We start from the raw sequence: 20,233 nt of genomic DNA, 5'->3' as shown, positions 1-20,233 counted from the left end.
CGATGCGTCTGAAGTGCATCAAGCTGGCGGGGTTCAAGTCCTTCGTCGACCCCACCACGGTGAACTTCCCCAGCAACATGGCGGCGGTCGTCGGCCCCAACGGTTGCGGAAAGTCCAACATCATCGACGCGGTGCGCTGGGTCATGGGCGAAAGCTCGGCCAAGAACCTGCGCGGCGAGTCGATGACCGACGTTATCTTCAATGGCTCGACCAGCCGTAAACCGGTCAGTCAGGCGAGCATCGAGCTGGTGTTCGACAATTCCGACGGCACCCTGGTGGGCGAATATGCTGCCTACGCGGAGATATCCATTCGCCGCAAGGTCACCCGCGACAGTCAGAACAGTTATTACCTCAATGGCACCAAGTGCCGACGTCGTGACATCACTGACATCTTCCTTGGAACGGGCCTGGGGCCGCGCAGCTACTCGATCATCGAGCAGGGCATGATCTCCAAGCTGATCGAAGCCAAGCCCGAGGATCTGCGCAACTTCATCGAAGAAGCGGCGGGCATCTCCAAGTACAAGGAGCGCCGTCGGGAAACCGAAAATCGCATCCGCCGCACTCATGAGAATCTGGCGCGCCTGACCGACCTGCGCGAAGAGCTGGAGCGCCAGCTCGAACGCTTGCATCGACAAGCCCAGGCCGCCGAGAAGTACCAGGAATACAAAGCCGAAGAGCGCCAGCTCAAGGCCCAGCTTTCCGCGTTGCGCTGGCAGGCGCTCAACGAGCAGGTAGCGCAACGCGAAGCGGTGATCAGCAACCAGGAAGTCGGGTTCGAGGCGTTGGTGGCAGACCAGCGCAATGCCGACGCCAGCATCGAACGGCTGCGCGACGGGCACCACGATCTGTCCGAACGCTTCAATCTGGTGCAAGGCCGCTTCTATTCGGTGGGCGGTGATATCGCTCGTGTGGAGCAGAGCATCCAGCACGGCCAGCAGCGCCTGCGCCAGCTGCAGGACGACCTGCGCGAAGCCGAGCGCGCGCGGCAGGAAACCGAATCGCATCTGGGCCATGACACCACGCTGCTGGCGACACTTGGCGAAGAGCTGGAAATGCTTGAGCCGGAGCAGGAAATGACCAGCGCCGCAGCGGAGGAATCGGCCATTGCGCTGGAAGAAGCCGAAACACAGATGCAAGGCTGGCAGGAAAAGTGGGACCTGTTCAACCAGCAGTCGGCCGAGCCGCAGCGTCAGGCGCAAGTGCAGCAGTCGCGCATCCAGCAACTCGAACAGAGCATGGAACGGCTCGCCGAGCGCCAGCGTCGTCTGGGTGAAGAGCGTCAGTTGCTGGCCCAGGCACCCGAAGAAGAAGCGATTCTGGCGCTTAGTGAAGATCTCGCGACACGCGAGCTTGCGCTTGAAGAACTACAGATCGCCGAAGAGCAGACCGTCGAACGTCTTGAACAGCTGCGCCAGGATCTGCAGCGCGCTGGCCAGTTACAGCAGCAGGCCCAGGGCGACCTGCAACGCCTTAATGGTCGACTGGCATCGCTTGAAGCTTTGCAACAGGCTGCGCTGGACCCGGACACCGGAACCGCCGAATGGCTGCGCGATCAGCAGTTGACCGAACGCCCGCGTCTGGCCGAAGGCCTGAGTGTCGAGCCCGGTTGGGAGCTGGCGGTGGAAACCGTGCTCGGTGCAGACCTGCAGGCCGTGCTGGTGGATGACTTCGCCAGGCTGGATCTGGCCGGTTTTCAGCAGGGCGACCTGCGCCTGTTTACCAGCGCGCCTGATACCGCGCGTCTGCCGGGCAGCCTGCTTGACAAGGTGCAGAGCCACGTCGACCTGTCAGCCTGGCTCGGCCAGGTGCTGCCGGTCGAAACCCTCGACGATGCCCTGGCACAGCGCGCTCGACTGGGTGCCGGGCAAAGCCTGATCAGTCGTGACGGTTACTGGGTCGGGCAGCATTTTCTGCGGGTGCGTCGGGCCAGCGAAGCGCAGAGCGGCGTGCTGGCTCGGGCGCAGGAACTCAATGCGCTGAGCCTTGAGCGTGACGAGCGCGAGGCGACACTGGCAGGCCTCGACGAACAACTGCTGACACTGCGCGAGCAACAGACGCGGCAGGAAGAAGCACGTGAGCAGCTGCGTCGGCAGCTGCAGGATCAGGCTCGTCAACAGAGCGAACTCAATGCTCAGCTGTCCGCCGCCCGCGCCAAGGTCGAACAGCTCACCCTGCGCCGCAGCCGGCTGGATGAAGAACTCGCCGAACTGGCCGAGCAGCGCGCCATCGAGCATGAAGAACTGGGGGAGTCGCGCCTGCAATTGCAGGATGCGCTGGACGCCATGGCCCAGGACACCGAACAGCGCGAGGTGCTGCAGGCACAGCGCGACAGCCTGCGCGAGCGCCTGGACCGGGTGCGTCAGGATGCGCGTCTGCACAAGGATCGCAGCCATCAGTTGGCCGTGCGTCTGGGTTCGATCAAGGCTCAGTACGACTCGACGCGTCAGGCGCTTGAGCGTCTGCAAATGCAGTCGGAGCGTCTGACTGAAAAGCGTGAACAGCTGAGCCTGAACCTGGAAGAGGGCGAGGCGCCTCTGGAAGAGCTGCGCCTCAAGCTCGAAGAGCTGCTGGAAAAGCGCATGGCAGTCGATGACGAAATGCGCATCGCCAAGATGGCTCTGGAAGACGCCGACCGCGAACTGCGCGATGCCGAGAAGCGCCGTACCCAGGCCGAGCAGCAATCGCAGCTGTTGCGCGGCCAGCTGGAGCAGCAGCGTCTCGAATGGCAGGCGCTGACTGTAAGGCGCAAGACCTTGCACGACCAGTTGCACGAAGACGGCTACGACCTGCATGGCGTGCTGGCGACGTTGACCGCCGACGCGAACGAAAAGGACGCCGAGCAACAATTGGAAAACATTGCCGCGCGCATCCAGCGCCTGGGTGCGATAAACCTGGCGGCGATCGATGAGTATCAGCAGCAGTCCGAACGTAAACGTTATCTGGATGCTCAGGATGCCGATCTGGTCGAGGCGCTCGATACTCTGGAGAACGTGATCCGCAAGATCGACAAGGAAACCCGTAATCGCTTCAAGGAGACCTTCGATCAGATAAACAGCGGAATCCAGGCACTTTTCCCAAAAGTTTTCGGTGGCGGTTCGGCTTATTTGGAACTGACGGGCGAAGATCTACTCGATACTGGGGTGACAATCATGGCTCGCCCGCCCGGCAAAAAGAACAGCACCATTCATTTGCTGTCCGGCGGAGAAAAAGCACTGACGGCATTGGCCCTGGTGTTCGCCATCTTCAAACTCAACCCGGCGCCGTTCTGCATGCTCGATGAAGTCGACGCACCACTGGACGACGCCAACGTCGGACGATATGCCCGACTGGTCAAGGAAATGTCCCAGACAGTGCAGTTCATCTATATCACCCACAACAAGATCGCCATGGAAATGGCCGACCAGCTGATGGGTGTCACCATGCATGAGCCGGGCTGTTCACGTCTGGTTGCGGTCGACGTTGAGGAGGCCATGGCGCTGGTCGATGCCTAGGCCAGAGCAGTCGTCGGTCGGGCAAATCATGGCCGCGATCGAGCGAAGAGGTGACAACCGTGCGGTACATATCAACTTCAACACCAAACAGGTGTAACAGACGGTGTAAAGTTACCTTTGGTCGTGCTAGTTTAGTGACCACTTTTTATTTTCCCGTGGGCAAAATGCCAGTCAGAACATAGACTTGGCACCACGTATTAAAGGGGTTTAGGCCCTTATTTTCAGAATTCTTCATTAGAGGCACTGGATTACATGGAAATCGGTCTGCGCGAGTGGCTGATCGTCATCGGCATCATTGTCATTGCCGGTATTCTCTTCGACGGCTGGCGCCGTATGCGCGGCGGCAAGGGGAAATTGAAATTCAGGCTCGACCGAAGCTTCTCCAATCTGCCGGACGAGGAAGAGACATCCTCGGCAGAATTGCTCGGTCCGCCCCGTGTCCTGGACACGCACAAGGAACCGCAACTCGACGAGCAGGATCTGCCGTCGATGAGTGCCACGCCTCGTGAGGGCAAACGCAATGCCAGCGACAAGAAGCGCAAGGACGAGCCGCAGCAGGGTGACATGAATCTGGACGCCGACGGCCCGAGCCTGTTCGCCGGTCGCGACGACGACGTCACGGCCGACAGGCCGAACCAGCGCATCACCGAAGACAAGGACCTGGCCCCGGTCGAGGAAGTGCTGGTCATCAGCGTGATCTCCCGCGACGAAAGCGGTTTCAAGGGCCCGGCCCTGTTGCAGAACATTCTGGAAAGCGGTCTGCGTTTTGGCGAAATGGACATTTTCCACCGCCACGAGAGCATGGCCGGCAACGGCGAAGTCCTGTTCTCGATGGCCAACGCCGTCAAGCCGGGCGTGTTCGATCTGGACGACATCGACCATTTCAGCACCCGTGCCGTAAGCTTCTTCCTGGGGCTGCCAGGCCCGCGCCATCCGAAGCAGGCGTTCGACGTGATGGTTGCGGCAGCGCGCAAGCTGGCTCATGAGCTCAACGGCGAGCTCAAGGATGATCAGCGCAGTGTGATGACCGCGCAGACCATTGAACATTACCGCCAGCGTATCGTCGAATTTGAGCGTCGCGCTCTGACCCAACGCCGCTGATCGCCACTGGATGGTGAAGCCGTCCGCTCGGGAGCTGGCGCTCCTGGCGGCGGCTCCCGAGCCAAACAAACACATTGAGCAGCCGCTCAGGCTGTGCGAGAACGTTGCGAGCGCAGCAGTTTTTGCACAATCTGACGGCTGCTTTTTTGCTTCTGAGAGATACCCCGTATGAAGGCCGTCGAAACTCGAATTCTGGAATTGCGTGCCGAGCTGGATCAGCACAACTACCGCTACCACGTGCTGGACGAACCCAGCATCCCGGACGCCGAATACGACCGCCTGTTCAAGGAGCTCAAGGCGCTCGAAGCGGACAATCCTCATCTGGTTACCCCCGACTCGCCTACCCAGCGTGTTGGCAGCGCGGCGCTGTCGGCCTTCACCCAGGTGCGTCATGAACTGCCGATGCTCAGCCTCGGCAATGCATTCGAAGAAACCGACCTTCGTGAATTCGGCCGACGCGTGACAGAAGGGCTCGACTTGCCGGCGGGTGATCTGCTCGGTGACGGTCAGCGGGTGCAGTACAGCTGCGAGCCCAAGCTTGACGGTCTGGCAGTCAGTCTTCTGTATCGCGACGGGGCGCTGGTGCGAGGCGCCACGCGCGGGGACGGCACGACTGGCGAAGACATCAGCGTCAACGTGCGCACGGTGCGCAACATCCCGCTCAAACTGCATGGCACGGGCTGGCCGCAGGTGCTGGAAGTGCGCGGCGAAGTGTTCATGTCCAAGGCAGGTTTCGAGCGGCTCAACGCCAGCCAGCTCGAAGTCGGCGGCAAGACCTTCGCCAACCCGCGCAACGCCGCCGCCGGCAGCCTGCGTCAACTGGACTCGAAGATCACCGCCAACCGCCCGCTGGAATTCTGCTGCTACGGGCTTGGCCAGGTTTCCGAGGAAATCGCCGACACCCATGTGGGCGTTCTGGAACAGCTCAAGAAGTGGGGAGTGCCGGTCAGTCGCGAGCTCAAGCTCGCCGACGGCATCGAAGAATGCCTGGATTACTATCGCGATATCGGTGAGCGTCGTCTGTCCCTGAGCTACGAGATCGACGGCGTGGTGTTCAAGGTCAACAGTCTGGCGGCTCAGCGTGAGCTGGGGTTCCGTGCCCGTGAACCTCGCTGGGCCATCGCGCACAAATTCCCGGCGCTCGAAGAGCTGACCGAACTGCTGGATGTCGAATTCCAGGTCGGCCGCACCGGCGCGGTTACGCCGGTGGCGAGGCTCAAGCCGGTCAAGGTGGCTGGCGTCACGGTTGCCAACGCCACCTTGCACAATATGGACGAGGTAGCGCGGCTGGGGCTGATGGTCGGCGACACCGTGATCATCCGCCGCGCGGGGGACGTGATTCCGCAGGTGGTGCAGGTGGTCACCGAGCGTCGTCCGGACAACGCGCGTGCCGTGGAGATTCCGCAGACCTGCCCGGTGTGTGGCTCGCACGTCGAGCGCACCCAGCTGATCAGGCGCAGCAAGGGCAAGGAAACGGTCAGCGAAGGCGCGGTGTATCGCTGCATCGGGCGGCTGGCCTGTGGCGCGCAGCTCAAGCAGGCGATCATCCATTACGTGTCGCGCCGGGCAATGGACATCGAAGGCCTTGGCGACAAGACCATCGAGCAGCTGGTGGACGAAAAGCTCATCGGCTCCCCGGCCGACCTGTACAAGCTCGAATATGAGCAAATCATCGAGCTGGAGGGCTTTGCAAAGATCTCCACCAATAAGCTGCTGGAGGCCATCGCCGACAGCCGCACGCCAAGCCTGGCTAGGTTCATTTACGCACTCGGAATCCCCGATGTGGGTGAGGAGACGGCCAAGGTGCTGGCCCGTTCTCTGGCATCGCTTGCCCGTGTGCAGCAGGCACTGCCCGAGGTGCTGACCTACCTGCCGGATATCGGCCTTGAGGTGGCGCACGAGATTCACGCGTTCTTCGAGGACGAACACAACCAGAACGTGATCAATGCGCTGCTGGGTGAATGCGGTCTGCGTTTGCAGGACGAGGGCGAGCTGAGTGCGGAATTCGCGGCCAGCGCCACGCTGGGCAGCCTGATCGACAAGCTGAATATTTCTTCGGTGGGGCCAGGGTCGGCGCAGAAACTCGCGGATAAATTCGGCACGCTGGAGCGGATCATCGGCGCCGACTGGCTCGACATGCGACAGGCGTTGTCCGAAAGGCAGGCCGGCGCGGTACGGGCATTTTTTGATGTGCCTGGCAATGCGGACCGCGCGCGGGCCATCGAAGCCCAGTTGATGGAGTTCGGCATGCACTGGCGCAGCGAGCGCAAGCAGGTCGAAGGCTTGCCGCTGGCCGGGCAGACCTGGGTGCTGACGGGCTCGCTGGAAATCATGAGTCGGGATGTCGCCAAGGAAAAACTCGAAAGTCTCGGGGCCAAGGTCTCAGGCTCGGTATCGGCCAAGACGCACACGGTGGTCGCCGGGCCGGGCGCGGGGTCCAAGCTGGCCAAGGCCAATGAATTGGGCTTGCCGGTGCTGGACGAAGAGGCCTTTCTCAAGCGTTTGGGCGAACACGGCATCAGCGTGGACTGAACCGCTCATCTGCGATAAGGGTCAGTGCCGGTTTCCGGCACCGACTCGCGGAACCTCCCGGCACCGGGTGTGATCTAGTCACTGCACGGCCCACCGGGAGACCGCCATGTATCGCTTTTTCGAGCAACTGAGTTCGCGCATCGCCGCACCTTTTATCGCTGAAACGAAGCGCAACAGCAAGGTCTGGGCCTGCCGCTGCGGGCAATCCGTGTTCTTCCAGAATACTCAGTGTCTGGCCTGCGCAGCGCCGTTGGGCTACCTGCCGGAGCAGGCGCGGGTCGTTGCGCTGGAGCCCGCCGGCGAGCCGGGCACCTGGCGTGTCAGTGAAGAGGCCGACGGTGCGCTTTATCGGCGCTGTGCCAACCTCAGTACTGCGGCGGCCTGCAACTGGCTGTTCCCTGCGCACAACAACGGCGAGTTCTGCGTCGCGTGCAGCCTGAACCGGACCATTCCCGATCTGTCCGTACCGGAGAACCCCGAACGCTGGCGCAAGGTGGAGACGGCCAAGCGGCGTCTGGTTGCGCAACTGATCTCACTGGGCCTTGAAGTCATCCCCAAAACCGTCGACGAGCAGACGGGCCTGGCCTTCGATTTCATCGGGGTCGACCTTGAGGGCAAGCCGCCCACAACCGGCCATGCCAACGGCCTGATTACCCTGAATATCGAAGAAGCCGACGACGCTCATCGTGAGGCGGTGCGCATCCAGATGCATGAGCCTTACCGAACGCTGCTCGGTCATTTCCGGCATGAAGTGGGGCATTACTACTGGGACCGGCTGATTGCCGATACGTCCTGGCAGGAGCGGTTTCGCACCTTGTTCGGCGATGAGCGAGCCAGCTACGCGGACGCTCTGGACCACCATTACCAGCACGGTGCGCCGCAGGACTGGCAAGAGAACTTCGTCAGCGCTTACGCCACCATGCACCCTTGGGAAGACTGGGCCGAAACCTGGGCTCATTACCTGCACATGATGGATGCGGTCGACACCGCGCTGGGTTTTGGCATGAGTGCCCGCGAAATGGAGCTGGATTACCAGCCGTTCCCGCTGGAGACGCTGTACGACCCGCACCACCCGGGCGGCCCGGCCTTCCTCTCGTTCGTCAACGCCTGGATCGAACTGGCAGGCATGCTCAATGAATTGTCCCGCAGCATGGGCCAGCCGGATTTCTACCCGTTCGCGCTGCCCCCGACGGTGATTACCAAGCTGCACTTCATCCACTTGGTTATCCAGAGTGCGGGCGGCAAGGCGGATGAGGTATTACAGGCCTCATGAGTTTCTCTCGGCCTGTGGGAGCCACCTGTTTGTCATCACTCTCTGACGAGCGGAGCGCCGCCCTGTCCGCGCCCACAGCCGGGTACGTGTAGGAGCGGACTTGTCCGCGATGCGTCATGTCAGACGACACACCTGTTGCGCCTGTGCCGGCCTCTTCGCGGACAAGCCGAGCGCCGCCCGATCCGGTCCCACAGTGAGGATCTACACCCGCAACGCCATCCGTCGTTCGAAGCCGATGCGGCCGAAATAAGCCTCGCCCGTGTCGTCCCAGCCGTGGCTTGCATAGAGATTCATGGCGGGCAGGTTATCGGTGTCTACTGACAGCATCAGCTGATCAATCTCCGGCCAGGTTTCGCGAACCGCCGCAGGCAGGGCCTTCAGGCAGGCTTTGCCCAAGCCTTTGCCCTGCAAGCGATGATCAATCTGTAACGCGTGCAAAGTCGCTGCGCCGGCTTGCGCCCAGTGCGGCAGGCAATCTTCGCGCTTGAGCATGAAGAACCCGGCCGGTACTTCGTCCGCGAGCAGCACGAAGCCCTGTATGTTCGGGCTTGGTCGCACCAGCAAAGTGTTGAGTGCCGAATGAATATCGCCGCAGAACGCCTGCTGCTCGCTTGGCACTTCCAGCTGTTCAAGCTGGCGACGTTGGGTTTCGTTGAGCTCCTGATAGCCGACCAATCGAGTCTGCATGGCAACCTCCTGGCTGTGTCATAAGCGCAAGAGATTACAGGGCGAGCGCAAGCGCGTCTGAACAATCTGTATTGCTGCATCCGCAGCGCGCCCCGGCCCTTGCGCACAAGTGCTTGAGCTTCTTCAGATTTTTTATCGACATCAACGGTTGTAACTTCGCGTCAGACCGGTACAATGGCGCGGCTCGCCAACTGGCGGGCATCGTTATGGTGACCCCATCGGTCCCCCCGCAACGATCAGCCGTGAACCCGGTCAGGCCTGGAAGGGAGCAGCCGTAGCGGTGACATTGTGTGCCGGGGTGTGGCTGGTGGGGTTGCCACCTGACGAACTCTCCCAGACATCCTTCTTTTGCCGGTGACGTCCACGTCATCCATCACCGCCCCGGTGATGCAGCCAATACACATCTCCTTTCATGCTTCAGCCGTTCGATCTTGCATCGAGCAGAACCGGCCTCGCCTCGTTTATTCGCTTTTTCCGTAAGTCACCCAAACGCGACAACAGACTGCATCTGCAATCCGCCGCCGCGTCTGTTTGACGCATGCCTGTTATGACAACAGCGCCTCCCGCTGGGCCAGCCATTGCGTTACATCAAATGACGGACATGCCTTGATGAATTCATCCGGGGTGATCCTGCCGTCACTGTTCTTGTCCGGGGACAGGTCGCGGTGGCCGAGGATGCGGGCGTGGGGGTAGCGGCCTTTGAGTTCACCCAAGAGGGTTTCGAGCGTCGAGAACTGGGCAGGGGTGAAGTTGTTCTCGGGCTTTCCCTTGGCGTCCACGCCACCGGCGAGGCAGACACCGATGGAATTCGCATTGTGGCCGCGCACATGTGCACCGATCTCGCTTTCGCGGCGCCCTGTTTCCAGAGTGCCGTTGCGGCGGATCACATAGTGATAGCCGACGGTATCGAAGCCGCGCTGCTTGTGCCACTGGGTGATCTGCGCGACGCCGATGTCGGCTGCAGGGCCGGTGGCGGAACAGTGCACGACGATCAGGTCGGTGGTTTCACGGTCTTTGAGTCGCGGGGCAGCGGTTGATGTTGCTGTGTTCATGTTCTTGCTTCCTTGCAAGTTGATTGGAGTCTTGTAAGGAATACAAAAACGATAAGCGGGTCAATTCAGCTTCGTTACAGATACTGTAGGAAAAGTCGACTGGTTGTAACTTTTTTGGCTGTATCGCCTTTTTTCCGCGCCGGACGCTTTGACTTGGCGATCAAAGCGGGCTTTTGCGGCCTCTGACCCGATAACAGAAGGACACCAGATGCTTTTTTGCCCCTGCTCCGCTAGCATTAGCGGTCTTCCGGTTTCCAGTCGCGACGGTTTTCAATGAGTTATCAGGTTCTTGCACGTAAATGGCGTCCGCGCTCGTTCCGCGAAATGGTCGGCCAGACGCATGTGCTGAAAGCCTTGATCAATGCGCTGGACAGCCAGCGCCTGCATCACGCCTACCTGTTCACCGGCACCCGGGGTGTCGGCAAGACCACCATCGCGCGAATCATCGCCAAGTGCCTGAACTGCGAAACAGGCATCACGTCCACGCCGTGCGGCACCTGCTCGGTCTGCCAGGAGATCGATGAGGGCCGTTTCGTCGACCTGATCGAGATCGACGCCGCGAGTCGTACCAAGGTCGAGGACACTCGCGAACTGCTGGACAACGTGCAGTACGCGCCCAGTCGCGGACGCTTCAAGGTCTACCTGATCGACGAAGTGCACATGCTCTCCAGCCACTCGTTCAACGCATTGCTCAAGACGCTTGAAGAGCCGCCGCCCTACGTCAAATTCATCCTCGCCACCACCGATCCGCAGAAACTGCCGGCGACCATCCTTTCGCGCTGCCTGCAGTTCTCGCTGAAAAACATGACGCCGGAGCGCGTCGTCGAGCACTTGACCCATGTCCTCGGGGTCGAGAACGTGCCGTTCGAAGACGACGCGCTCTGGTTGCTGGGCCGCGCTGCCGACGGTTCGATGCGTGACGCGATGAGCCTGACCGATCAGGCCATCGCCTTTGGCGAGGGCAAGGTCATGGCCGCGGATGTGCGCGCCATGCTCGGCACGCTGGACCACGGTCAGGTGTTCGACGTACTGACCGCGCTGCTCGAAGGCGACGCGCGCGGAGTGCTTGAGGCCGTACGGCATCTCGCCGAGCAGGGCCCGGACTGGAACGGCGTGCTGTCGGAAATCCTCAACGTGCTGCACCGCGTGGCAATTGCCCAGGCAATGCCTGAAGGCGTCGACAACGGGCATGGCAACCGCGACCGTGTGCTTGCGCTCGCTCAGGCGCTACCCGCGGAAGACGTGCAGTTCTATTACCAGATGGGATTGATCGGTCGCCGCGATTTGCCACTGGCGCCCGAACCGCGCGGCGGTTTCGAGATGGTGCTGCTGCGCATGCTGGCCTTCCGGCCAGCCGACACGGTCGACGCACCGAAACAGCCACTAAAGCCAGCGGGGATCAGCCAGGCCACGGCTGATTCCCTGGCTGCGGTGGCCGGTGCGGCACCGGTTGCATCGGTGGCGCCCATTGCATCCGTAACCGCTGCGCCTGTTGCCGAACCGGCTCCGGCAACGGTTGCGCAGGCTGAACCTGTCGAAGAAATCGATCTGCCCTGGAACGAGCCAAGAACGCCCGCTGTTCAGGCTCCAGCGCAGGCCCTGACCGAACCACAGACCGAGCCCGAGCCCGAGCTGGCGCAGGCTGCCGCGCCGGTGGTGCCGCAAGTGCCTGAACCGGTGCTCGATACCGTCGCCGAACAACCCGAGCTGACGCCTATGCCCGCGCCAGCCCCGGCCAGCCCGGTGCCCGACGCACCCGAAACGGGAACGCCTGCGCCTGCCGTCGAGCAACAGGTGACCCCGGCCATGCTTGAATCCGTGCCGGACGCCAGCCGGCTTTCGGGGCCGATGCATGGCGATGACGAGCCGCCGCCGGACGACGATTACGTAGAGCCGGACGTGGATATCGATCCGGCGTCCTACAGCTACCTGGATGAACTGGCCCATGACAGCGTCAGTGATGAAGAACCCATGGAGCCGGAGCCGATGCCGGCTGCCATGCCTGCCACCGGCCTGGCGGCCGAGTGGCTGGAAATGTTTCCGAAATTGCCTATCTCGGGGATGACCGGCAGTATTGCCGCCAACTGCACGTTGATCGAAGCCGACGGCGATAGCTGGCTGTTGCACCTGGACCCGGCGCACAGTGCGCTGTTCAACTCGACCCAGCAGCGCCGGCTCAACGATGCATTGAACCAGCTGCACGGTCGTACGATCAATTTGCGTATCGAGCTGATCAAACCTGAACAGGAAACCCCTGCTCAGGCCGCGGCTCGCTTCAGGGCAGAGCGACAGCGAGAGGCCGAAGCGTCGATTCATGCGGACCCGTTCATCCAGCAGATGTTGCAGCAGTTTGGTGCGGTGATCCGCGAGGATACGATTAAGCCCGTGGACGCTGCCCCTGTGAACGCACCGGTAGCGCAGACCCATTAACTGATGGCTCGGCGCTGATGGCGCCGCGCAAACGAACCATCCATTTTCGAGGAGATATCCCATGATGAAAGGTGGCATGGCTGGCCTGATGAAGCAGGCCCAGCAAATGCAGGAAAAAATGGCCAAGATGCAGGAAGAGCTGGCCAACGCGGAAGTCACCGGCCAATCAGGCGCAGGCCTGGTCAGCGTAGTGATGACCGGTCGTCACGACGTCAAGCGCATCAACCTTGATGACAGCCTGATGCAGGAAGACAAGGAAGTGCTGGAAGATCTGATCGCCGCGGCCGTCAATGACGCTGTCCGCAAGATCGAACAGGCCAGCCAGGAAAAGACCGCCAGCATGACCGCTGGCATGCAGTTGCCGCCGGGCATGAAACTGCCGTTCTGATCGCGTTTGCAGTGTCCCGATGCCAGGCCCGGTGCCTGGCATTTTTTTGCCTGCCATTTGTGTCGAACGTTTTCTTCTGGCCGGCGTGAGGCGCTACGACCCACATCCAACCGAACGCTCAAAGGGCCTGACTGTCTGCTTTTCATACCCCAAGGCTTCAGGAGTCTGAACGATGAATGCAGAATTGATCCTAAACCAGCGAATCGTCCTGGCCTCTCGCCCGCAAGGCAGGCCGACGCCGGAAAACTTCCGGCTGGAACGAGAGGCGCTGCCGGATCTGCAGGATGGTGAGGTCCAACTGCGTACGCTCTACCTGTCACTTGACCCTTACATGCGTGGACGCATGAGTGACGCGCCATCCTACGCCGACCCGGTCGAAATCGACGCAGTCATGGAAGGCGGCGCGGTCAGCGTGGTCGAGCAATCACGTCACCCCGATTTCAAGACCGGCGAGCTGGTGGTTGGCCAGACCGGCTGGCAGACCCATAGCATCAATGACGGCTCCGGATTGCTGAAAGTCCCGGCTGACCTGCCCAGCCCGTCGATGGCAGTAGGCGTGCTCGGCATGCCCGGGATGACTGCGTACATGGGCCTGATGGATATCGGCCAGCCCAAGGCCGGGGAGACGCTGGTGGTTGCAGCGGCATCGGGCGCAGTGGGTTCGGTGGTCGGACAGGTGGCCAAACTCAACGGCCTGCGGGTAGTGGGCATTGCCGGCGGCGCGGAAAAGTGCCGATACGTGGTGGATGAACTGGGCTTCGATGCCTGCATCGACCACAAGCGCGAGGGCTTTGCCGAAGAACTGGCACAAGCGTGCGGTCAGGGCATCGACGTTTATTTCGAACTGGTGGGCGGCAAGGTATTTGACGCAGTGCTGCCGTTGCTCAACGCCGGAGCGCGAATTCCGGTTTGCGGTGTGATTGCACAGTACAATGCCCAGGGCGACGCCGAAGGGCCCGACAAGTTGCCGCTGCTGCTGCGCACGCTACTGACCAAACGCGCGTTGATGAAGGGTTTTATCGTGTTCGAGGCCTACGGCTCGCGCCGCGGCGAGTTCATGGAGGCCATGACACCGCTGGTCAAAGAGGGGCGGATCAAGTTCCGCGAAGACGTGGTGCAAGGGCTTGAAGCCGCGCCTGAAGCCTTTATCGGCCTGCTGGAAGGCCATAACTTCGGCAAGCTGGTGGTTGAAGTTTCGAAGCTATAGTTTTCGAAGCTATAGTTTTCGAGGCTACGGTTTTCGAAGCTACAGTTTTCGAAGCGATAGCTTTCAAAGCATGATCTGCAAAGCTTCGATATTCAAAAGCCTGAATTGACGCTTGCAGCAAGGCGCGGGTATAAACCGCGTCTTGTGTTTACGTCGGATTTTTCTCCAATGAGCTTCAGCCCTCTGATTCGCCAATTGATCGATGCCTTTCGCGTGCTGCCAGGCGTTGGTCAGAAAACCGCGCAGCGCATGGCCTTGCAGCTGTTGGAGCGTGACCGCAGCGGCGGCTCGCGTCTGGCATTGGCGTTGGGCCAAGCGATGGAAGGCGTAGGACACTGCCGATCCTGCCGCACCCTCACCGAAGAAGACCTTTGTCCGCAGTGTGCCGACCCGCGTCGCGACGACACGCTGCTGTGCGTGGTCGAAGGCCCGACCGACGTGTACGCCATTGAACAGACCGGCTATCGCGGTCGCTACTTCGTGCTCAAGGGCCACCTGTCGCCGCTAGACGGGCTTGGCCCTGAAGCCATCGGCATTCCGCAGCTGATGGAACGCATCGCCGAGCAGGGCACCTTCACCGAGGTGATTCTGGCGACCAACCCAACGGTTGAAGGCGAGGCCACCGCGCATTACATCGCTCAGTTGCTCAACGATAAAGGTCTGGTCGCTTCGCGCATCGCCCACGGCGTACCGCTGGGTGGCGAGCTGGATCTGGTCGACGGCGGCACGCTGGCGCACTCGTTCGCCGGTCGTAAACCTATCGCGTTGTAATCGGTCAGGTGGCTGGATGTAATCTGCGCCGCCACGCCTGAGGCAAGCGGCGCCCTCGACTTATTGCTCGTCCAGCGCAAAACGGGTCAGGCAGAACGTCGGAATGCTCAGTTCATTCAGGCGCTGCGAGCCGCCCAGTTCCGGCAGGTCGATGATGGCCGCCGCTTCATGGATATGAGCGCCCATACGGCGGATCAGGCTGGCAGCTGCGATCAACGTGCCGCCCGTGGCGATCAGGTCATCGAACATCACCACCGAGTCGCCGTCGCACAGGCTGTCCGCATGGACTTCCAGAAACGCTTCGCCGTATTCGGTCTTGTAGGCTTCGCACAATACGTCCGCCGGCAGCTTGCCCTGCTTGCGGAACAGGACCAGTGGCTTGTTCAGCTCATAGGCCACGACCGAACCGATCAGAAAACCGCGGGCATCCATGACACCGATGTGGCTGAAGTCAGCTTCGATATAACGCTGTACAAAACTGTCGATTACCTGACGCGTCGCCTTGGGCGACTGGAAGAGGGGGGTAATGTCGCGGAAGATCACGCCGGCCTTGGGAAAGTCCACGACCGGGCGAATCAGGGATTTGAAGCTCATTTCATCAGAAATCATCGGGAGTGATCCGGGGCAAGTTTGGCCGACAGTTTAAGCCGACCGGCCCTGGATCGCACGTTTTCAGCTTTCCATGGCGCCACCGGCCAGCGCGCACAGCTGAATCGGGTCCAGGATATGGATTTCTTTGCCTTCGGCGGCGATCAGGTCGTTCTGCTGGAAGCGAGTGAACACGCGCGAAACGGTTTCGACCGCCAGGCCCAGATAATTGCCGATTTCGTTGCGCGACATGCTCAAGCGGAACTGATTGGCCGAGAACCCGCGCGCCCGGAAACGAGCCGAGAGGTTGACCAGAAACGTGGCAATGCGCTCATCGGCGGTCTTCTTGGACAACAGCAGCATCATTTGTTGATCGTCGCGGATTTCCCGGCTCATGACGCGCATGAGCTGGCGACGCAGTTGGGGTAACTGCACGGACAACTCGTCCAGACGCTCGAACGGGATTTCGCAGACTGAAGTGGTTTCCAGCGCCTGCGCTGAAACCGGATATGCCTCGGCGTCCATTCCGGACATGCCCACCAGTTCGCTCGGCAGATGAAAGCCGGTGAGCTGTTCTTCGCCACTGTCGCTGATGCTGAAAGTCTTCAACGCACCGGAGCGGACCGCGTATACCGACTCGAACGTATCGCCCTGACGAAACAGGAACTCGCCCTTTTTCAGCGGGCGACCGCGTTTGACGATCTGATCAAGGGCCTCCATGTCCTCAAGATTCAAGGACAGAGGCAGGCAGAGCGGTGCAAGGCTGCAGTCCTTGCAATGAGCCTGTGAATGAGCACGCAGCTTGACTGGCTCGGACATCACTTAATTCCTTGTGGGAAATCACACATAGGTCGTAAGGGTAACTCACACGCAGTGGCTTCGGCCAGCAGCGAAGGGCGCGTGCGACATCAAGGAACACGGGGGGCGGTCGATAGCCTGTTTATTGATTAAACGTCGCAGGATGCTTCGCTCATGTCACTATCAGGACCTATTTTCAGCGGCATTACAGTGCGGACGGCGGTTTCCGCGTCTTCTGCCAGCTCTACCGACCCCGTTTTAGAACCTGGTGTATCGGCCAGCACGCCGGCTGTGCAGGTCAACTTATCGAGTGCCGGCAAGGCCGCCGCTTCAGCCTCGTCGCGCAACGCCGACATCGAGCAAAGCGGGCTTCCCCAATCCGTGCAGAAGATCCTCAAGGCGGTGCGTGAGCTGCAACGCCGAATCGAGGAAACCATGGAGAAAATCCGGAAAGTGCTGAGCGACAAGAGCCTGACCTATGACGAACGTCAGACGCAGGCCACGGCTTTGCAGACGGTATTGGGCATGTTGCAGCGGCAGGTGAGTAACTCGACCGCTGATCTTTCGGTGCTGATGAATCAATTGCAGGCCAGCGATAGCGACAAGATCAAGGCGGGCATTCTGGTCATGGCCAAAATGTAACGGGTCAGATCACTCGCGAAAACCGCTGCCGATTCTGCTGAGCCAGATAGGCGTCGAACACCATGCACACTGAACGCACCAGCAAGCGGCCGGCGGGCAGCACCCTGATATGCGTATCGCTCAGCTCGATGAGTCGATCTGTCGCCATCCGCTCCAGTTCGGGCCACGCCTCTGCGAAATAAGTCTTGAAGTCGATCGAGAACGTCTGCTGGATTTCCTCGAAAGCCAGCTCGAAGTGGCAGATCAGTTGCTGGATGACCGCCCGGCGAATCCGGTCATCTGCCGAGCACACCAAGCCTCGTCGCGTGGCCGGTTGCTCGCTCGACAGCAACGCCTGGTACTCGGCAAGGTCGCTGCTGTTCTGGCTGTAGAGATCACCGATCTGGCTGATCGCCGAAACGCCCAATCCGATCAGGTCGCAGTGGCCATGCGTGGTGTAGCCCTGAAAATTGCGCTGCAAGGTCAGCTCTTCCTGGGCGACAGCCAACTCGTCGTCGGGCAGGGCGAAATGGTCCATGCCGATGTAGCGGTAGCCCGCTTTGGTCAGTTGCTCGATCGTGTCCTGAAGCATCTCCAGCTTCACGTGCGGTGCCGGCAGATCCGCGCTTTCGATACGACGTTGCGGCATGAAGCGCTCGGGCAGGTGCGCATAATTGAAGACGGAAAGCCGGCCAGGCTGCAGATTGATGATCTCCGCTACCGTCCGCGCAAAGCCTTCGCGAGTCTGCCTGGGCAAGCCGTAGATCAGGTCAACGTTCACCGAGCGAAACTGCAACGTGCGGGCGGCCTCGACAATGGCGCGGGTCTCTTCGAGGCTCTGCAGCCGATTGACCGCCCGTTGCACGGCGGGGTCCAGATCCTGCACGCCAAGGCTCACGCGGTTGAAACCCAACTCGCGCAGCAGCCCCATGGTCGACCAGTCTGCCTCGCGCGGGTCGATCTCGATGCCGTAGTCGCCCGAGTCATCGTCCAGCAGACTAAAATGACTGCGCAGCTGTGCCATCAAATAGCGCAGCTCGTCATGGCTCAGAAACGTAGGCGTCCCGCCACCGAAATGCAGCTGCTCAACAGTCTGGCCGGGCGCCAGGTGACAGGGCAGCATCTGAATTTCCTGCTCCAGCCGTCGCAGGTAAGCCTGCGCACGTCCTCGGTCCTTGGTGATCACTTTGTTACAAGCGCAGTAGTAACAAATGTTCGCGCAAAACGGGACGTGTACGTACAACGACAACGGCCGCAGCGCTTTGCGACTTTCACGCAGGGCTTGAAGCAGGTCGAATCCTCCGACCTGCGTATGAAACTGGACCGCAGTGGGGTAGGACGTATAACGAGGCCCTGCCAGGTCATAACGGCGGATCAGATCTGAATCCCAACGGATGGCGTCAAGCATGCGGGCATTCCCGGATAGGCTGGCAATGCGCGGAGTCTAGGGCGCGCGGGCGGCGCCTACCTTGATGCGCGTCAAACGAGCAGCGTCCGCTCGTCCGCCGCTATCAGCCCGCCGCTACGGCATTCGCGCCGCTGGCAATCAGCGTGGCACCGCACAACGTGCTCATACCCTCCAGCGCGACAGCGCGCCCGTCGACAGTGAACGTCGCACTGCCTTGCACAATCGCAAAACTGCCCTTACACAACGGACAAAACACCATATGACCCACGCCCGCCATGGGCTGGCCGTTGAGGTCTGTATCCGAGAAGGCTTCCGTGACGACGCCCCCGTGGGTGGTGGAGTCGTGGAGGCGGATGATGTTTTTCATGGTTGGTTTTCTTGTGGGGTGGGGCGACTTTGATTGGATGGCTACGAAGCCGACTCGCCTGACTGATAACAGGGCTTGCAATTAGTCAGATATTTTTCGGGCGAGCCGTTGCTCGCATGACAATTACATCGGTATGCCTTCTATAGGAAAAACGCGTGATCGTATCTTGCAGGTGAATGTGGTCTGGTTCATTTTTTGATATCTCGTAAGCGGCGGTGATCAGGAATAGTCCCAGGTCTCGGATAGTATCCGGACTGCCGCAAACTACGATTTCGTCCAGCCGCCTGGAGATCTGGCTTCCGGTTTCGGTGCCATGGATTGAGAAGTTTTTCATGCTGCCGATTTCGCTTTCAATGTAGGGGGCTGGTAGTAGCCGAACTCAGTACTGTTAAATCATCCGGTGGTAAAGCTTACGCATACCGCGAGGGGCGAAGAACGCGCTTTACGAATTTTCTGTCTTATTGCAGCCTATGAGCAGACTCGTTGGGCTGTTTATTCCATCATGCGTTTTTTGGGTATGACAAAGACTCTGATAATTTCTTCATTACACGCCGAATCGTGAAATCTGCTTTCAAGAAAATCAAATCCATCTGCAGCTCCATTTCTCTCAAACATGCGCTTTATTGTATTTATCTCGTTGGACGACTCTGCGCTGCGCAAGCGGATTTTTTCAAGAAAGCCTTTTGCGCGCCCGTCTGGATATATAAATATGCTGGGGATAATAAATCCATCTCCAGCACAATAGTCAAAGTCTGTAAATGTAATGGCGTACAGAATATCCTTTTTTGCCTTCTGTCCTGACACAATTAATGCCGTATTGAGAAGAAAAATAGAGAGACTGATTAAAAGGTCGTGGACGCCCTCATCTCCCAGCTCTTTTCTGAATTTTTTAAGTCGACTATAACGAGATGCCAGCGGTATCTCTTCAAAGCTCTCGTATTCCTCTACGAAAATATTTGCATCGTTGTAAGGCTCTTTAGAGATTATTTTTTTCTGTATGTCTGAGAATTTCATTTCCTGGGTTTACTCCAGCCGTGTTCAATGAGCCAACCAATGGTGTTCTCGGAGAATGTGAATTTACCATCTACCTTTGTTGTGAATCGAACGGTCCGAATTTAAAACTGATCCACATTCGCAGTGCGCATGCCATTGGATGCTAAAACATTATTTTTTCCAAAGCGTTTTCTCAGATATGGAATCTGAGAGTGATTGAAGAAGATCAGCTCACCCGATTTTCCTATCAACTCCTTCAGCTCACTAAAAAATACGTCATATCAGCCGCGCGGAATCGTCTGTCGGTTTAGCAGGGAATTTTCCAGTCCTCTCAGATGCGATATTCTTAAAGTTTTCAAAGCGATCTCTATAGCAAAATATTTTAAATCTCATTCGCGCGCTCTTTCGTATTTTTCTTGTCAGGGATTGTTGGATTCCCAATTTACGCTCGCGCTACACGTGAGCTTTTACTGGTTGCCCCTATTTTGGGATGCTCGTGAAACTATACGTTCCGGGGAGGGCGCAA

17 protein-coding genes and 1 other RNA gene are annotated in these 20,233 nt (G+C 59.7%); 10 read left to right on the top strand and 8 right to left on the bottom strand.

All coding sequences use genetic code 11. From position 1 onward, the window contains the following. Nucleotides 1-2 precede the first annotated feature (2 nt). From smc to J3P77_RS14975, 4 genes are all read left to right on the top strand, one after another. Nucleotides 3-3,491, top strand: a complete 3,489-nt coding sequence (gene smc / locus J3P77_RS14990; RefSeq protein WP_434677389.1) for a chromosome segregation protein SMC — start codon at nucleotides 3-5, stop codon at nucleotides 3,489-3,491. Nucleotides 3,492-3,743: 252 nt separating this feature from the next. Continuing rightward, nucleotides 3,744-4,592 (top strand): cell division protein ZipA, encoded by an 849-nt coding sequence (zipA, locus tag J3P77_RS14985; RefSeq protein WP_434677388.1) that lies wholly within the window; start codon nucleotides 3,744-3,746, stop codon nucleotides 4,590-4,592. Between the two features lie 168 nt (nucleotides 4,593-4,760). Beyond that, on the top strand, nucleotides 4,761-7,124 hold the full coding sequence (ligA, locus tag J3P77_RS14980; RefSeq protein ID WP_434677387.1) for an NAD-dependent DNA ligase LigA: 2,364 nt from the start codon (nucleotides 4,761-4,763) through the stop codon (nucleotides 7,122-7,124). A 106-nt stretch (nucleotides 7,125-7,230) separates the two neighbouring features. Further along, nucleotides 7,231-8,397 (top strand): zinc-binding metallopeptidase family protein, encoded by a 1,167-nt coding sequence (locus J3P77_RS14975; protein WP_434677386.1) that lies wholly within the window; start codon nucleotides 7,231-7,233, stop codon nucleotides 8,395-8,397. Nucleotides 8,398-8,598: 201 nt separating this feature from the next. Here the strand turns inward: J3P77_RS14975 and J3P77_RS14970 are convergent, their stop codons facing one another. Next, nucleotides 8,599-9,084, bottom strand: a complete 486-nt coding sequence (locus J3P77_RS14970; RefSeq protein ID WP_434677385.1) for a GNAT family N-acetyltransferase — start codon at nucleotides 9,082-9,084, stop codon at nucleotides 8,599-8,601. 216 nt (nucleotides 9,085-9,300) lie between these two features. Here J3P77_RS14970 and ffs point away from each other — a divergent pair. Beyond that, an RNA gene (ffs, locus tag J3P77_RS14965) (signal recognition particle sRNA small type) lies at nucleotides 9,301-9,397 on the top strand. Between the two features lie 232 nt (nucleotides 9,398-9,629). Here ffs and J3P77_RS14960 read toward each other — a convergent pair. After that, nucleotides 9,630-10,136 carry an N-acetylmuramoyl-L-alanine amidase gene (locus tag J3P77_RS14960; protein WP_434677384.1) on the bottom strand — a complete coding sequence of 169 codons (507 nt, stop codon included), beginning with the start codon at nucleotides 10,134-10,136 and terminating at the stop codon, nucleotides 9,630-9,632. Nucleotides 10,137-10,409: 273 nt separating this feature from the next. On the opposite strand from J3P77_RS14960, the gene dnaX reads away from it, so the two are divergent. The 4 genes from dnaX to recR all read left to right on the top strand — a co-directional run bounded on the left by dnaX (nucleotide 10,410) and on the right by recR (nucleotide 14,932). Continuing rightward, nucleotides 10,410-12,566, top strand: a complete 2,157-nt coding sequence (gene dnaX / locus J3P77_RS14955) for a DNA polymerase III subunit gamma/tau (RefSeq protein ID WP_434677383.1) — start codon at nucleotides 10,410-10,412, stop codon at nucleotides 12,564-12,566. Between the two features lie 61 nt (nucleotides 12,567-12,627). Beyond that, a complete protein-coding gene (locus J3P77_RS14950; protein ID WP_004886053.1) occupies nucleotides 12,628-12,954 on the top strand; it encodes a YbaB/EbfC family nucleoid-associated protein in 327 nt (108 codons plus the stop codon). Nucleotides 12,955-13,126: 172 nt separating this feature from the next. Then, nucleotides 13,127-14,161, top strand: a complete 1,035-nt coding sequence (locus tag J3P77_RS14945; protein ID WP_434677382.1) for an NADP-dependent oxidoreductase — start codon at nucleotides 13,127-13,129, stop codon at nucleotides 14,159-14,161. 168 nt (nucleotides 14,162-14,329) lie between these two features. Next, nucleotides 14,330-14,932, top strand: coding sequence for a recombination mediator RecR (gene recR, locus J3P77_RS14940; protein WP_434677381.1), 603 nt, complete (start codon nucleotides 14,330-14,332; stop codon nucleotides 14,930-14,932). A 60-nt stretch (nucleotides 14,933-14,992) separates the two neighbouring features. On the opposite strand, the gene J3P77_RS14935 is transcribed toward recR, so the two are convergent. After that, nucleotides 14,993-15,541, bottom strand: a complete 549-nt coding sequence (locus J3P77_RS14935; protein ID WP_434677380.1) for an adenine phosphoribosyltransferase — start codon at nucleotides 15,539-15,541, stop codon at nucleotides 14,993-14,995. A gap of 63 nt (nucleotides 15,542-15,604) precedes the next feature. Further along, nucleotides 15,605-16,339 carry a fumarate/nitrate reduction transcriptional regulator Fnr gene (gene fnr, locus J3P77_RS14930; RefSeq protein WP_434677379.1) on the bottom strand — a complete coding sequence of 245 codons (735 nt, stop codon included), beginning with the start codon at nucleotides 16,337-16,339 and terminating at the stop codon, nucleotides 15,605-15,607. A 153-nt stretch (nucleotides 16,340-16,492) separates the two neighbouring features. Here fnr and J3P77_RS14925 point away from each other — a divergent pair, with 153 nt between their 5' ends. Continuing rightward, nucleotides 16,493-16,960: a chemotaxis protein gene (locus tag J3P77_RS14925; RefSeq protein WP_434677378.1), complete on the top strand. Its 468-nt coding sequence runs from the start codon at nucleotides 16,493-16,495 to the stop codon at nucleotides 16,958-16,960. Nucleotides 16,961-16,964: 4 nt separating this feature from the next. Here the strand turns inward: J3P77_RS14925 and hemN are convergent, their stop codons facing one another. The 4 genes from hemN to J3P77_RS14905 form a co-directional block, all read right to left on the bottom strand. Next, nucleotides 16,965-18,347, bottom strand: a complete 1,383-nt coding sequence (gene hemN, locus J3P77_RS14920) for an oxygen-independent coproporphyrinogen III oxidase (RefSeq protein ID WP_434677377.1) — start codon at nucleotides 18,345-18,347, stop codon at nucleotides 16,965-16,967. 103 nt (nucleotides 18,348-18,450) lie between these two features. Further along, nucleotides 18,451-18,714: a PAAR domain-containing protein gene (locus J3P77_RS14915; RefSeq protein ID WP_434677376.1), complete on the bottom strand. Its 264-nt coding sequence runs from the start codon at nucleotides 18,712-18,714 to the stop codon at nucleotides 18,451-18,453. Nucleotides 18,715-18,799: 85 nt separating this feature from the next. Next, nucleotides 18,800-19,048, bottom strand: coding sequence for an Imm32 family immunity protein (locus tag J3P77_RS14910; RefSeq protein ID WP_434677375.1), 249 nt, complete (start codon nucleotides 19,046-19,048; stop codon nucleotides 18,800-18,802). A gap of 158 nt (nucleotides 19,049-19,206) precedes the next feature. Beyond that, a complete protein-coding gene (locus tag J3P77_RS14905; RefSeq protein ID WP_434677374.1) occupies nucleotides 19,207-19,728 on the bottom strand; it encodes an Imm15 family immunity protein in 522 nt (173 codons plus the stop codon). Nucleotides 19,729-20,233: the final 505 nt, after the last annotated feature.

The organism is Pseudomonas sp. R1-18 (genome assembly GCF_051132095.1).
Classification (GTDB): domain Bacteria; phylum Pseudomonadota; class Gammaproteobacteria; order Pseudomonadales; family Pseudomonadaceae; genus Aquipseudomonas.
The sequence above is the reverse complement of the archived record's forward strand: the minus strand, read 5'-3'. Positions and strand labels throughout refer to the sequence as shown.